This window comes from Chloracidobacterium validum, from assembly GCF_018304825.1.
GTDB lineage: Bacteria > Acidobacteriota > Blastocatellia > Chloracidobacteriales > Chloracidobacteriaceae > Chloracidobacterium > Chloracidobacterium validum.
Genome location: NZ_CP072648.1, coordinates 2,526,507 through 2,541,147 on the forward strand (window position 1 = coordinate 2,526,507; position 14,641 = coordinate 2,541,147).

Annotated in this window: 13 protein-coding genes and 1 tRNA gene; 4 read left to right on the forward strand and 10 right to left on the reverse strand. The window is 57.5% G+C overall.

The window, feature by feature from the left end; all coding sequences use genetic code 11:
• Positions 1 to 11: 11 nt before the first annotated feature.
• A complete protein-coding gene (locus J8C06_RS10575) occupies positions 12 to 836 on the reverse strand; it encodes a hypothetical protein (RefSeq protein ID WP_211428656.1) in 825 nt (274 codons plus the stop codon).
• 150 nt (positions 837 to 986) lie between these two features.
• On the opposite strand from J8C06_RS10575, the gene J8C06_RS10580 reads away from it, so the two are divergent.
• Positions 987 to 2,051, forward strand: a complete 1,065-nt coding sequence (locus J8C06_RS10580; RefSeq protein WP_211428657.1) for a tetratricopeptide repeat protein — start codon at positions 987 to 989, stop codon at positions 2,049 to 2,051.
• 5 nt (positions 2,052 to 2,056) lie between these two features.
• On the opposite strand, the gene J8C06_RS10585 is transcribed toward J8C06_RS10580, so the two are convergent.
• Positions 2,057 to 2,674, reverse strand: a complete 618-nt coding sequence (locus J8C06_RS10585; RefSeq protein ID WP_211428658.1) for a HEAT repeat domain-containing protein — start codon at positions 2,672 to 2,674, stop codon at positions 2,057 to 2,059.
• A 209-nt stretch (positions 2,675 to 2,883) separates the two neighbouring features.
• On the opposite strand from J8C06_RS10585, the gene J8C06_RS10590 reads away from it, so the two are divergent.
• Both J8C06_RS10590 and J8C06_RS10595 read left to right on the forward strand, forming a co-directional pair.
• Positions 2,884 to 4,257, forward strand: coding sequence for a PEGA domain-containing protein (locus J8C06_RS10590; RefSeq protein WP_211428659.1), 1,374 nt, complete (start codon positions 2,884 to 2,886; stop codon positions 4,255 to 4,257).
• Complete coding sequence (locus J8C06_RS10595; RefSeq protein WP_211428660.1) at positions 4,254 to 5,333, forward strand: aminoglycoside phosphotransferase family protein; 1,080 nt, start codon at positions 4,254 to 4,256, stop codon at positions 5,331 to 5,333. The genes J8C06_RS10590 and J8C06_RS10595 overlap by 4 nt, the downstream gene beginning before the upstream one ends.
• Before the next feature lie 123 nt (positions 5,334 to 5,456).
• On the opposite strand, the gene J8C06_RS10600 is transcribed toward J8C06_RS10595, so the two are convergent.
• The 6 genes from J8C06_RS10600 to J8C06_RS10625 all read right to left on the reverse strand — a co-directional run bounded on the left by J8C06_RS10600 (position 5,457) and on the right by J8C06_RS10625 (position 12,894).
• Entirely contained in the window at positions 5,457 to 6,026 is a 570-nt protein-coding gene (locus tag J8C06_RS10600) for a c-type cytochrome (protein ID WP_211428661.1), read from the reverse strand.
• Positions 6,027 to 6,124: 98 nt separating this feature from the next.
• Entirely contained in the window at positions 6,125 to 6,781 is a 657-nt protein-coding gene (locus J8C06_RS10605; protein ID WP_211428662.1) for a c-type cytochrome, read from the reverse strand.
• Between the two features lie 49 nt (positions 6,782 to 6,830).
• Positions 6,831 to 8,093, reverse strand: coding sequence for an ArsA family ATPase (locus J8C06_RS10610; protein ID WP_211428663.1), 1,263 nt, complete (start codon positions 8,091 to 8,093; stop codon positions 6,831 to 6,833).
• Positions 8,094 to 8,230: 137 nt separating this feature from the next.
• Complete coding sequence (locus J8C06_RS10615; protein WP_211428664.1) at positions 8,231 to 9,328, reverse strand: bacteriochlorophyll a protein; 1,098 nt, start codon at positions 9,326 to 9,328, stop codon at positions 8,231 to 8,233.
• Between the two features lie 245 nt (positions 9,329 to 9,573).
• A complete protein-coding gene (locus J8C06_RS10620; RefSeq protein WP_211428665.1) occupies positions 9,574 to 10,113 on the reverse strand; it encodes an indolepyruvate ferredoxin oxidoreductase subunit alpha in 540 nt (179 codons plus the stop codon).
• A 183-nt stretch (positions 10,114 to 10,296) separates the two neighbouring features.
• Positions 10,297 to 12,894, reverse strand: a complete 2,598-nt coding sequence (locus tag J8C06_RS10625; protein ID WP_211428666.1) for a hypothetical protein — start codon at positions 12,892 to 12,894, stop codon at positions 10,297 to 10,299.
• A 392-nt stretch (positions 12,895 to 13,286) separates the two neighbouring features.
• On the opposite strand from J8C06_RS10625, the gene pdxT reads away from it, so the two are divergent.
• Entirely contained in the window at positions 13,287 to 13,892 is a 606-nt protein-coding gene (pdxT, locus tag J8C06_RS10630) for a pyridoxal 5'-phosphate synthase glutaminase subunit PdxT (RefSeq protein WP_211428667.1), read from the forward strand.
• Positions 13,893 to 13,965: 73 nt separating this feature from the next.
• Here the strand turns inward: pdxT and J8C06_RS10635 are convergent.
• Positions 13,966 to 14,048, reverse strand: a tRNA-Leu gene (locus tag J8C06_RS10635).
• Positions 14,049 to 14,083: 35 nt separating this feature from the next.
• Positions 14,084 to 14,581 carry a preprotein translocase subunit SecG gene (gene secG, locus J8C06_RS10640; protein ID WP_211428668.1) on the reverse strand — a complete coding sequence of 166 codons (498 nt, stop codon included), beginning with the start codon at positions 14,579 to 14,581 and terminating at the stop codon, positions 14,084 to 14,086.
• Positions 14,582 to 14,641: the final 60 nt, after the last annotated feature.

The following is a 14,641-nucleotide window of genomic DNA, read 5'->3' on the forward strand; positions in this document are numbered from 1 at the left end:
GGAGACCGGCTCTAGCGGTCAAAGGCGACAATGAGATTCGGGGCTTCGGCTGCCAGGATGCGTTTGACCAGCGACAACTTATGATCCTGCCATCGCTGCTGGAAAACCTTGATGGCTGGGGCATCCGGCGTGGCATAGGCCGGATCAAACAACGGATTGCTGCCACCAAAAACCAGCCCATCCCCGGCCCGTCGGACGTAGCCGCCGCCAACGGTAAAGAACTCGACAATCAGTTCATCGGCTTTTTCGCCCAATTGACTTTCAATGAGTTGCCGCAAGCGCCCCAGCGCCGGCGTGGTATCCGCGACCTGACTCGGCAGCACAACCAGAAAGAGGTGGTCAGCCAGAATGACGATGAGAAAACGCAGGGTCGCTTCGCCAGGGCGAGCCGCAGCTAACTGAAGCAAGGCTTGCCGGTCATCATCAGGCAGGGATGGAAAATTCTCCATGGCCTTGTCCACGTCGAGTCGGAACATCTCCGTCCCGTCGAGGTGCTTTTCCACCTGCTCGCGCTTCATGAACTGGACGGTGTTGCCTTCCGCGCCGTAGCTTTGCGACAGGTCGAAGACGATATTGTGCAAGTTTGGCAACACGCCAGGAAAACTTAGCAACAAGTCACGCTGCCGAATGTTGGGAATCGCTTGCTCAAAGACCGCGCGCAGCGTCATGGTTTCCCGCAGGAAGGCCCGCAGGTCACCACGCCGTAACAGCGTGCCAACCTTGAGAAATGACATCGGGTCGTCAAGGCGCTTGCCCAGGAAGTCCACGTAAAAGCGGTTGAACAGCTCGATGTCGGCTTCAGTGAGCGGCGAGTCATTCGCTTGACGGTGTTCCATGGTGCGGCTGAAGGTATTGGCTCAAGAAAGGTTTGCTAATGCAAGTCAGGCGACTGAGCGAACTTGGATGGGGGAATGCAACGACACGGCTAAACCAGCGTGAAATATGGCCCTAATGGTAATCTTCCACGTTGGAGGTGTCCATACGTGATGTGGTTTGTCCAGCACAAACGCAAAGCAACTTGTCGGAGCTGGTGGTACGCACGGTGGTGGTCTTCACGGCTCTGGGCGCACCTAGGCCTCCTTGGTCTTGGCTGTCTGCTCTCGGTCGGCGCGATCTCAGCGCAGGAAGGCGCGCGTCGCTTCATGGAAGACGAGGAAGCCCAGGCGCGTCTTCAGCGCGGGATCTCGCTCTATCAGCAAGAACAGTATGCCACGGCGCTCGAAACACTTGAACCTGTGGCCGTTCATTACCCGGAACAGGCCGTCGCTTATCGCATGATCGGGCTTTGCCGCTTGCAAATGAAGCAGTATGCCGCCGCCGCCGCCGCCTTGCGCAAGGCCAGTGAACTGACGCGCGCCCAGGAAAACCGCGAGGATGCGGTGGCGCGCCTGGCGCTCGGCAAGGCGCTTTTTTTGGCCGGGGACAGCCGCGGGGCCATTCCTGAATTGGAATTTGCGGCAGCGCGCCCTGAAGCGGACACCGCCACACTAACCCTGCTGGGTTACGCCCACTATCGGCAGGGCGACGAAGCCGCCGCGCGAAAGGTGCTGGTGCAGTCGGTTGCGCGGGATGACCGCCAGCCGGAAGCCTGGCGACTTCTGGCAGAACTCGATGTCGCCCGCCTAACAGCCAATCCAGATGACCCGGCCGCGGCCAAACAAGCGGCGGCAAGCATCGAGAAAGTCAATCGAACCGAGCCAAGCTTGGCGGCCGGCCTGCGGGGGCGACTCCTGGTCGCCCAGCGGCAGTTTGCCAAGGCCATTCCTGAACTCGACCGCGCGCTTGCCACGCAGCCTGACCAAGCGGCGTTGGTTTTTGCCTTAGGACTTGCCCTGTCGCGCGAAAAGCAGCTCGACCGCGCGGCGGTCCTGTTGACCAAAGCCACCGAGCTACTCCCAGACGAAGCCGGTGTCTGGCGTGAGCTAGGCTATGTTCACGAGCGCGCCGGACGTCGGGAAGCCGCCATCGCGGCGTATGAAAAAGCGGCGGCGCTGACTCAAGGACACGACGATTTCATCACCCGCGCCCTCGAAAGGCTCAAAAGTTCATAGCCTGATTACTCGTCAGGGTTGCCGAGTGAGCCATTCCAAAGCTGACGCAGGGCTTCAAGGGCGTCAGCCCGGACGAGTTCGTTATCATCTTTGACAACCGCGCGGCGGAGTGGACGAATTGCCTTCTGGTGCTTGATTTTTCCTAGCGACCGGGCGGCGCCGGCGCGCACGAGGTAATCTTTATCTTCTGAAAGCAACGGGATGAGGGCATCCACCGCCCGGATATCGTCCAGTTCACCTAGCGCCACCGCGGCCGCGTAGCGGACCCAGTGATGCGGATCCCCCAGCATGGGCAAGAGCATTTCAAGGTCTGGCTTGTGGCGGAGTTGCCCCAACGCAAGCGTTACCGAACTCCGCACCAGCGGATCGGGGTGCTGCAAGTCGGGCAGCAACGCCTGGGTCGTCGTCTCATCACCAAGTTCACCAATTGCGTCAGCCGTGGCAACCCGCACCCACCAATCTGGATCATGCAGCAAAGGTAACAACGCCGGTAAAGCCGACGCCGCTTTGCGCAAGCGCAGCGCTTCCACAGACTGTAAGCGAGTCTGAGCGGATGCATCTGCCAACTGGCTGATGAGAACATCTAGCGGTGCGTCGAATGGAAAAACAGAGTCGCTTGGCATACGTGGCAAAAAGGCAAGATGGCGTCGTCCAACACTACAACGAACTGCAACCTGTGTGCGGTGTGTTGACGCTCAGAGAAGGCAAAACCTACACTGCTTGTTACCTTGGAAACAAGGTCTTGGAAACAAGGTCTTGGAAACAAGGTTTGGTTGACCGGCCGTATGGGCTTAGGTTACGTGCTTAGGTTAGCTGAGTTCAAGTGAAAGCCATGACAACAACCCACTGGACCCAGACTCGTCTCCAATCAGCCTTCACCAAGCGGGGCAAGCTCAGTCGACTGGCGACCGGCCTGACGGTTTTTTTGCTTGTCGTGGTCCTCGTGGGAACCGGGATACTGCTTTATATCCGGCATCCGGCCACGATGGGTAAGCTCGATGTCGTGACGACGCCGCCCGGCGCGGAGGTTTGGCTCGATGGACGCCGCATCGGAACCGCCCCCTGCACCATTGAACGGGTTGGGCTTGGGTTGCACACGCTGCGGGCAGTCCACGAGGGTTTCATCCTGGCCGAACGTGAGGTCTTGGTCGAGGAAAAGGACACGGCGGCGGCGGTCAGCTTTGTCTTGCAACCCGTCAAGGCCGACCTCCAGCCGTCCCCGGCGCGGGACGGTGCGCCAACTGAGCGTATTGCCGAGTTTATGCAGCAGGCAGCAGAAGCGTTTCGGCGTGGCGACCTCGTGACGCCAGCCAATGACAATGCGCTGTATTACTCGGATGCCGTACTGCTTATTCAACCCGACAACGAGCCAGCCCGCGCGCTTCGGGCGCGCATCCGAGATACACTTGCCCGCCAGGCCGAACTCGCTGCCGGCCGTGGCGACCTGGCAGCGGCGCAGGCGGCTTATGCGACGCTTCTGTCGCGCTTTCCAAGTGATGAACAAAGCAAGTCCGGCATCAATCGCATCGCCGACCTGATTGAAGCCAACCGTGGGCGGGCGACTCGATTTTTGGCCCTGGCCGAAGCTGCGCTGGCCAACGGACACTACCTTGACCCACCCCAGGCCAACGCTTATTTCTATCTTTCCCAAGTGCTCGCCCATGACCGCGGACAGTCCCAAGCGCAAAGGCTCCGGGCCGAAGTGCGGCACGCTGCCCAGTCCACGGCCGAGCGCTATGTTGCTCAGGGGGATTTGGCGCGCGCTACGGCTGAATACCGCCGCCTCGCCCGGCTCTTCCCCGAAGATCGCGCCCTCTACAACCGGCTGCGCCAGCTTGAACGCCAGCAAGCCCCCAAGGATAACCAAACCGTTTCCGCCGTCTCACTCCCGGCAGCCCGTCAACTGACTGGTCGTCAGTCATCCCAAGTATCCCAAGCCGGGACGTTACGCTTCTCAGCCACAGGACTCGTTTTTGCTGCGCCAAGTGGTATGGAGAGTCTTTCCATTGCCACCGAAGACATTGCCAGACTTCAAGCGAGTCGCACGCAACTGACCGTGACGCTCACGGACGGGCGGGTGTATCGGTTTACTGGAACTGAACTTGAGCGCGGAGCGGCGGTCTGGCGCAACCTACGCAACCTTTCCACCTCTCCGCACCCACTGCCAGGGGAACACCTTGAAAGCCCACGCAACCCATACGAATGAACCACGCTCCACTCCCACGCCCGACTGACAAACTCACTGCTTTCCTCAGTGATCACTTTTCACCCGAACCCATTTCACTTGAGCCGCTTCTGGGCGATGCCTCAACCCGAATGTACTTCCGTATTCGCCAGGCAGAGGCAACCTACATTGCTGCGGTTTATGCCGAGCCGTTTGACGCCAAAGCCTGGGCTTACGTGGATGTCACGAACCTTTTTCAAGAAGCTGGCATTCCGGTTCCACAGGTTCTGGCCGTTGACGAGCGATGCGGCGTCGTTCTTCAGCAAGACATTGGTGACTGTCGTCTCCAGGATGCGCTCCTGACCGAGCCGGAACTCACGCGCCAGGTGGATTATGACATCGCTTTGCGCTTGATCGTGGACATCCAGAAAACCACGCCCATCGCTCGGGCCAAGGATTCTATCGCGTGGCAGCAAGCCTTTGACGATGAAAAGCTGTTTTGGGAAATGAGCTACTTTTTCCGCAACTATGTCGAACGGTATCGGCAGTTGCCCCTCTCGGCAGAGCTGGAAGCGCTGACGCTCGGCGAACTTTTTGCCCTGACCTATCGGCTGGCGCGGGTGCCGCGGGTGGTCTGTCACCGCGATTACCACGCGCGCAACCTCATGCGTCACGCGGGACGACTCTGGGTCATTGACCACCAGGACGCCCGCTTGGGACCAGCGACCTATGATCTGGCCTCGCTCCTGGGCGATCCATACGCGGCGCTTGAGGACGACGTCCAAGCGGCATTCAAAGAGCGCTTCTGGGAACTGCACAGCGCCGCTTTTGGCAACCAGTACTACGCTTCGCAAAAACAGTTTGAGCATGAATATCAGCTCATGCTGGTACAGCGCCTGCTCAAAGCGGTTGGAACCTATGCCTATCAGTTCGCCGTGCGGAGCAACCCAGTTTACCTGGGTTATATCCCAATCGCGCTACGCACCACGGCCAAAGCCCTGGAGCGCATCGCCGACCTGCCACTGACGACGCGGCTCGTCCAGTTGGCGCTTGAGTGCGAAGCCAAGGTGGCCGAGCCGGCCTCGGTCGAGCTACCCACACCCGCTCTGGAGCTTTAGAGCGCCCAGTTGTTCAAGGATTGACTGTCCTTGCGTCAGGCGAGTGAAAGCTTGGCAAACGGGGCTGGGGAGTATCCCCCAGCCCCGGCAGGTTCTCGCCCAAGCTTCAGTCAAGAAGGAGTTTCAGCGGCGAACTGTCTCGTCGGGTGTTGGAGTCGGTTCAGCCGGCACGGTTCCACGCGGTATGCCAGCCGTAATGGGAGCCGCATCGGTTTTCTGCTTCTCGAAGCGGCGAATGTACTCAACCAGATAGTTGATTTGCTGCAACGTCAACTTGTCTTTGTAAGCTGGCATGACCTTGCCCTTGCCGTTGACGATAGACGTTACCATGCCCGGCGACGAATTGTTGCGCTGCCAACCGGCATCTTGAAAATTGGTCGCATTGATGGCTTTGTTACCGCCTCCATTGGCCTGATGGCAGCCGGCACAAGCGGCGTAGTTGCGCGTCTGTAGCTCCGCCAGCATCATTTTGTAATGCGCAACTTCATCCGCCGGCGTGTCTTCGGGCAGCCCATCCGTCGAGCCTTCGTAGAGCACTTGCGCTTCGCGGAGGAAGTTTGGCGCGGCGCGCGAAGAAGCAATTGGCGACGCTCCCAAGCGTGGCTCACTGGCATTGCGCGCTCCAACAAAGCATCCCGTGGCCAACATAGCCACCAAACCCAACGTGGCGACTTTGTTTATCTTGTCCATCATAACTTACTCCTCGATTCGGCCTCCGGGGCGTGACTCATATGCCACAGCTTCTTGTCCGAAGACAATTTTCCCAAGCGCCTTGATAGCGGGTTTCGGGGTTACTTGTTCTGGCGTTCAGCCACCATGCGCTCAACGTCGCTCAGGGTTGGCAAGCCATTACATTCCCTGCCCTTGAAAGCGCGCAGATACGTCACCAAGTAGCGGATCTGCTTTGGACTCAGTTGGTTGTAATAGGCCGGCATCGCGCCGCCACCATTGCCAATCCCCTTGCCATTGTAAATCGAGGAATAAATGCCACCATCCGAGTTGTTTTCTTGCCAGCCGGGATCGGTGAAGTTGGTTGAGCGTGGTACGTTCCCGCAGCCATTATGACCATGGCAACCCACACAGTTGTTTTGAAAGAGCGCGCGTCCTTCACGATAAATCTCGATTGGATCGCGGTACATTTCGGCTTCATTCAGCTCAACCCGCGCCGGTGATCCCAGGGGATCATTACCGGCAACATCCTGTTCATTGACCTGCTGCAAGTTCAGTGGCGTCACGCGGTCACGCAACGCTGCCGCGTCGCGGGCGCTAGGGGTGTTCTGTGCAATGCTTTCACGCGCGATTTCTTCCGCCGTCTTTGAAGTTTGATTTTGCAGGGGCATGGCTGCTTTGGGATAGCGGGTTTCATTTGGGTCACGGGAGCCGACGAAACAACCGCCGACCAGGAGCGCCAGCGCGCAGCCCAGCACTAAAGTCTTCACGTTTTTCATGCTCTTACCTCTCAGGGAGGGGCTGTCGGGACAGCCTGGCTCCACACAATCAAGCACTGGCTGGGGAACGTCGCAGCCGTGTCAAACGGGGTGGTTCCGGCTCACGCGCGCGCTCGCGGAACGTCACGGTCAGAAGTTCGCCCGCCGCCGTGTAGCCAACCATGTCGGCATTTGACAAAATGCGTGGCAGCGAGACGCTTCGGGCAATCCGCCCAATGCACATGTAGAGGTCCATGCCAACGCGCTGGACTTCGATGTGTTCGTTCTCGGCAAGGAAGGGAATGCGCACGACAAACCGCCGAATATCCGGCGCATCGGCGGTTTGCCGCTCCTCCACCCACATATTTTTCTTGCTATAGAGGACGCTTCCGATATCGGTTGCCCCAAAGGCCTTGGCGCCGACCTCACGGAGGGCCTCAACCCCCAGCGGTTCGCAAGGCTCAAGAAAGAGTTTGAAAATCGGAAGTGGCGCAAAAGCCGATTCGATGTCCTCCAGGTAGCGTCCGTGGAGCTTTGACCAGTAATCAAAGTAGCTACCGAGTTCAGCTCCGTGCAGCGCATCGCCAACCGGATAAATCTTGTTGACGACCACCGCATCAATCGTCAGCCCATAAATGTGGGTGAACGTGTAAGCTCGCTTGCTTTCGAGAATCGAAAGCTTTTCAGGGTTGATCACCAGACGTAGCGTGACCTGTTCTCCAGTGAGAAAGGCACTCACCTGATTCATCGAATCCAGAAGTTGATTGACCTCGTTGAAAAACTCGGGGTCGGGACCCGATGACGAACCAAAGGGCTTCATCATCGAGGACATGCCTTGGTAAACGCGAAAGAGTTTCTTGCCGGTGCTCCCACCCACGATGAGTTCTGGGTACGCGAGCAGGCGCAGGGTGTTGCCGGTCGGCGACGTATCGAGAATGACCACGTCCCAGTTTCCGGAAAGCGCTTCCCGATGCAGCCGCACCAGCGAGAAGATTTCATCCAGGCCGGGCTGCGTTGAAAGCTCCGACGCCACGGAAGAGCGAATGCCCCGTTTTTCGTAGCTTTCAGACACAAACTTCTCGAAGTTACCCATATTGCGCTTGGCTTCGTAAAGCGTGTCTATTTCCAAACCAAACAGATTATCGGCAATCCGCGTCGGCTCGGTCCGCGAGAGAGAGACCTGGAACACGTCCCCCAGCGAATGGGCTGGGTCACTTGAAATGACCAGGACTTTTTTTCCGCCCGCCGCCAAGGTCACGGCGGTCGCCGCCGAAACCGTTGTTTTGCCTGTCCCGCCTTTGCCGGAATAAATGATGACTCGTGTGCTCGTCATGATGGCCCCGGCCAGTGTGCGCTATCGCCACACACTGGCATCGAATTTTGAACGCTTTCGTCAACGCAATCCCACCGCCGCTTGGCGACAGTTGCGAGTTAGGTGCGGGCAAGCCAACTCACCATCTGAACCCCTCACTACCCAAAGAAAATATCGAATGGTGAATAACTGCCTTTGCAAATGCCTTCGGCCCAGGCCTTGTAACGCCCGCCCGTGAAAATCCGGACGTTTTCAGCGGCGCGATCCCACTCGAAGCTGTTCGCAGTTTCGACGAACTTCCTCCCTTTCGGAATCGAAACCTTGAAGCGGATGCCAAGGTCGGCCGGCTCGGAGTTGACAGCGATGCCGTGATGCGCCAGTGGAACCAGGGGGTGATTCAGGATTTTTCGCTTGCCGCCCTCAATGGGCACCGTAAAGCCCGGTAACTCGACAAACAGCTTGACTTCGACACCCTGGACGCTGGCATTGAAGTTACCCTGGAGCCGTGCCACGCGCCCCCCCTGATTGACAGGCTTCCCAAGACCATCAATCGGGAACAGTTCGAGCCACCGGCTGATGGAGTCCACGATCCCCGTGCCGCCACCGGCGAACCGGAAGTCAATGCGGGATTTTTCACCGCCTTCCACTTCCGAGAAGTAATACACATCTATGTTGTCAAGGCTTTGACCGGTTTGTTCCAGGGCGTTCCACAATGGCCCAATCAACCACACATCCTTGATGTAATCGCCAAAGTTGGGTGAGTTGCGAAAGGCATCTTGCATTTCGAGCCAGGTATCGATGACCTCCTCGCTATCCAGCGGGACTCGAATGGACAGGTCATGAAACAGGTTGCCACACAAGAGGCGCTGCTTGCGCGCGATGACGTTGTCGTCAATGGCCTTTGAGCGCCAATAACGCAGACAATCCACTACACCCTCAAACTCAAAACGGTGCGAAAACTTTCCAACCGTAATCTTGCCATCGCCGGCCGCAACGCGGCGCGTCGGCGACTCGTTGGCAATGTCGGACTCGCCTTCAACCCGGCCCAAAATGCCATCCACGATGGACTGCCCGAAGAAGGTGAGCCGGACCACGTCGTCTTCGATCTTTTTGGCTTCGAGCTTGAGTTCACCGTCAATCGGCAAAAGCGGGGAAGCAGACGGTACGTTCGAGATACGGGCTTCCGCGCGGAGCGTTCCCCAACCAGTGTCTTCGAGGTCAAGGTCATAGTTTGAGGTAGTGAGTTTGCTTGCCATAACGGCTGTCTCCTGCAAGATAAGGAAAGTGACGGTTTGGGGTTCCCAAACGAGCCAGCCTGAACCCACGAAGTTCCGGGACGAAGCGCTGGCTAGAGTGCAGGGGACGCAGGGAGCGGAAGGCTTTTCTTTGACGGAGTTTCCTTCCGTCCGCGCCGCAGTAGTCCGAAAACTACTGCGGCTTACTCCGGGGTTAAAACCTGTGTGAAAACATTATGGGGAGGTCCTCACACCATTAGTATACTTCAAAGCAGTGACCCAATTCGGGACAATTCGTTGCGCTCACGCCAGTATGGTTGATCAACCATCTCGATGTGCATGTAGTCTTCCATATACTGCGTGCGTGAAACACCGCCTTCCGTAAAAACAACGGCATCGGTCGGACACGTTCCCGCGACAAAGCACAACGAGCAACTAATGCAACGCACCTGGTCAATCCAGTACGTCTCACCGCCATCCAGAACGGCTTCCACATCGCGTGGCAAAATGGCGTTGACCTTGGGCGGACACTCATCCGTACAAAAGCCACAGCCAATGCACAGTTCTTCGATAATGGTATAAATCTTCTTCTCACGCTTCTTTTTGGGTGCTGCCGCTTTCGGGCGAGAGAGCCGATTTGGCGGACCGGGGATGGGAGGGAGCGCAGCCTTAGCTGGAGCTTTGGCCGGTGCTTTGGCGGCCGCTTTGGCAGCGGCTTTCGCCGGAGCTTTGGCTGCTGCGCCACTTGTTGCTTCAGTTGTTTCTTTGGCCGCGTTCTCTTCGGCTGCCGCTTTCTCTTCTGCCATGGTGACTTTGCCTTTCACACCAAAAGATTCACACCACAAGATGACGGATACTTTTTCAAGGCCCGTGTTGAAAAATGTCCACAACCGTCACCTACGGCAATGTGAACTTTGTTACAGGATTCGGCACGAAGCCGGGAAAGCACCGGTGGAGACGGGAGCGCCGTCATCCACCGGATTGGTTGGCTAGCGATTCTGGAAGAACCCATCGGCAAAGTAGAGAAACACCAACACGAAGGTGCCGGTGTAGAAGAACACCGTTCCCCACAACTTCGCCGTCGCCAGATTTGAAACCGGGAAGCGCACTTCCTGAAGGGTTTTGATCCCTAACCGCTTGCCCATCAAGCGCACCCAGCGGCTCTGAATGTCACCGCCTTCGGCCCGTGAGCCACGATCCTTGAACCAGAGCGCAAAACTCACAAACCAGATGAGATGTCCGAGCAAGAGCATGGCCGTCAAGTGGTTGTCAGTCCAAATCCAGGTGGTTTCATTCCACATGTACAGGAACACCCCGCCCGTGTGGCTAATGTTGTGGGTCAGGTAGTAGGCCTCGTTGCCGCGCGCCATCATAGTCGCAATCCAGCCACCATCCAGATACCAGGCGATGGCTGAGAGTGGCTTGATGGAAAACAAGATACAGAACCATAACTGATCCTGAATCGAGACGCCGCACGTCCCGCCTTTGACCGGCCCAATGCACGGGAAATCCGGCGATTGCTTACGCCATTCAAAGTCCCGATACCACGGGCTTTGATAGTTGTGGAAGGCAATCCGTAGGAGTGGGATGAAGCCAAACAGCCAGCCGCCAATCATCAACCAGAAGAAGATCGCGTCGTTGATTTCGCCATCCCGATGCTGATCGCGCAGGTTTGAGTAAAGCACAGCCGGCGTGCTGGCGAGGCGCTCATTCCACTCCAGCATGGCTGCGTGAGCTTTTTCGAGGTCTGGCCGGAATTTATCGAGGGCTTCTTGAGCTTTCTTCTTGTCGTCGTCCGTCTTGGCGTCATCCAGCTGGTTGAGCAAGCTCACGGCCTTGAGGTGCGCCGCAAGGTAGGTTTCGTCAGCCTTGCGGGAGGCTTCAAAGGTTTTTTGGTTCTGGAGGTACCAGATCCCCTTGTCCACCCAGAACAGCGGGTTGACTTTGCGCAGAAAATGCGTCCAGCTTCCCCACTGCACGGCATACAGCTTCGACTGGCCCCACTCTGGCTTGTAGTTGATTTCTTCAATGGTCGTGAAGCTGTAGGTCGGCGACGAACCAATGCCCAATTCTTCGTTCAGGATGCGGTCGCCGACTTGCAAGTTACGCGCCTTGACCAGCTTGGCCGTGCCGTCGGGGTTCGTGACCCAGTCACCACCGGCCGTTGGATCCCACGCATTCTTTGGACGAAACACCCGATAGCCGACATTACCAGCCTCACCGTCCATCTGAATCGCGCGGTAGGAGCGGAACTGGTAAATACCGAAGTTGAGGTCAAGCTCTGAACCGGTATTCCAGCAGATCATCCCATAGCCAAACACGACCGTCACGAAGCTGACAAACATGGTCGTGCCGACAATCTTGGTCTGCAAGTCGGGATTCTGGAACCAGGTGATGAACTTCGAGCGGGCTTGTTTATACGCTCCGGAGATATTGAGCCCATGCAGATATTGACCACCGTGAAAGACCCCGGCTGCCACATAGATCAAGCCAACCTGGACGTGGTTGAACGTAATCATGTTGTGAATCATCCGACCGGGATTGACGATTTTCTTCCCGTAGATGATTACGTTCATGTCGTTGAGCATCAGATATGACGGATGGTTGCGCAGCGCCAGGAAACCGACGATGGCCAGGGCAAAGCTGACATAACCAATCGCCGTCAGGTGAACATGAAACACCGCCTTGGTGTCTTCGAGGTGGGTGATGTTGACGCTGCGCGGCGGCCGATACCACCAGTAAGCGCCGAGCGCCACAAAGAGCACCCCCCACACGAAACACATCGTCGTTTCACCATTGATGGTGTTCATTGGGTGCATGACCTGCTGCAAGTACGGGTCATACCAGCCATATGGAAACTGCGCTTGCTCAATTGGCAGCATCCCATTGGGGGTCATCACCTGGGCCGGTTGGAGTGGGACTGGCGGTTTGTCGAGAACAAACCACAACACCGCGCCCCAGATGAAGAACAGCAGCCCAATGTAAATCGTGTGCGGACTGAGCGCGTCAGCGTAGGTGCGCCGCAGGATGCGCCACGGTGTATTGGCAAAGCTGCCCCATGGCAACCCAACCTTGTACCACGGCCCTTCCGGCGTGAACCACTTGATCTGGCACAGGCCCTTCAGGCCCGGCACGTACGGCAACAGCCAGAAAATTTCGCCAATCGTTGCGCCGCCGCGCGCGCCATAGTAGTGCGCGGCGCCCGCATAAATGAGCCACAAACCCAGCCCGATGTGAAACGACCCCCAACCAAACAACCGAAAATCGGTCATGGTGAGGGGATATTGACCAAAAAAGGGCAGGTGTTTGGTGCTGAACTCACCGATCAGCGGCAGCCACACCCGCTGAATTTGTTCGGTGTCATACGGATCGTAAATCCCCAGTGAAATGAGACGTGGACGCAGTGTGATATTCACATAACCATCGTTCCACATCGTCATACTGGCGAAAAAATATGTCCCGATGAGGCATGCCAGCCCACCAATCAACATCATGTGCGCGCCGAAAATGCGTTCCGGCGGCATGGGTAGTTCCAGTTTTTGGTACCACCGCTTCACCCCGTTCGCGTACGACGAAAAGCTAGCCATAAGCAACTCCCTCGACAGAGGACTCTTTCACCAGCCGCACCAAAACCCTGGGCGGCATCGTCAGTAACCTGACTCACGGGGACGTTGAAGCGGGGACGGAAGGAAAGGGAAGGGCGCGAATCGCGCCAACCAGGGACTTGTGCCGTCGCCTAACTCAGCCAAGACTCAGTATCGAGGAATCCGTGCGGGGTATGCCAACAGCGACGGACCGACGCGCATGTCCCGTGATGTTTTCAACCTACTTTGGGGTAAAACCAAGGTCAAACATTACTTCAACGTCATGCTTTGGTCGGTGGGAGCCTTTGCCCCGTCCAGTTGGTTGGGCTGAGTGCCCGTGGTACAGTCCATCCCCAGAAGTTCCACCGTTAGAAAAGCGAGGGCTGAGTTTAACGATGACAAATGGCCGGCGGCGCGTCGGGATACTGAGTTTTCAAGGCGACTTCGCGGCCCATGCCAGGGCGCTTCGGCGCGCCGGTGCAGAACCAAGCTTTGTCCGCCGGATTGACGACCTGGCGCATCTAGATGGACTCATTCTCCCTGGCGGGGAGAGCACCACCATGCTGCGCTTCCTTCAGGCAGAGCCGTGGTTTGACGCTTTGCGGGAGTTTGCCGCATCCGAACGCCCACTGTTTGGAACCTGCGCTGGGGCGATCCTGCTTGCCCAGTCCGTTATCCATCCCGCCCAGACATCGCTTGGTCTCTTGGACATGACGATACGGCGCAACGGTTACGGACGGCAACTCGACAGCTTTACAGACACCGCCTGCATCACGGCGCTGGGCGAAGCGCCGCTCGAGCTGGTGTTTATTCGCGCTCCCATCATTGAATCGGTCGGGACTGAAGTCGAAGTGCTGGCTGAATGCGGTGGTTATCCGGTATGGGTTCGCCAAGGACGTGTCTTTGCGGCGACGTTTCATCCTGAAATGACCGATGATGCGCGTGTCCACCAGTTTGTCTTCGGGTCGGGGTTTGGCCGCGACGTGAACCGTTCGGCTTGAGCCGAAACGTCAGCCTGAAAAGCCGTCAGCCTGAAAAGCCAAAGGGCGCACGAAATCGCGCGCCCCTTGAAGATGGTGCCGAAGGGGGGACTCGAACCCCCACGGTTGCCCATACGCCCCTCAAACGTACGTGTCTACCAATTCCACCACTTCGGCATAGTCAGGTTCGTGCCGGCCGATTTGGCCAGCTTTCATTTCTCCTTTGAGTCTGTCTTTTTCGCACCTGCCGGCTGGTCTGGGTTGGCCGGAGTAGGGCGAGCGGCTCCTTTTCCCTGGTCACCTTTTTCCTTATCAACCGGCAGGTTCTCGTTCTGACCTTCGTTGACCTTGTCGGCGCCGGATGCTCCGCTACCTTCAGCGCCAGCATCCTTTTTGTTTTCGTCCGGTTTCTTATCTTCCTTGGGCGCGTCTTCTTTTGGTGGTGGCGTGTCTTTGATACCCGAAGCCGCCGAGCGTGGCGCAAGGATGCCAGGCACCGAGAACAGAAACGCAACGGCCATAAAGAGGCCAGCTAAAATAAATGTTGCTCGCTCAAGGGGTTTTTGCGCGCCACGCGGGCCAAAAGCCGTCTGACTGCCGCCCCCGAAAAGCGCAATATCGCCCTTGCCCGGCTGAAGCAAAACAACCCCAATGAGCAATAGGCAAATAACCACGAAAAGCGCATAAAGCGCATAAGCATACCAAGGCATCTAGGAAGCTCTACCCCACGACAATGTCATTTCCATCAACCGACAATCCACTCACAGGGA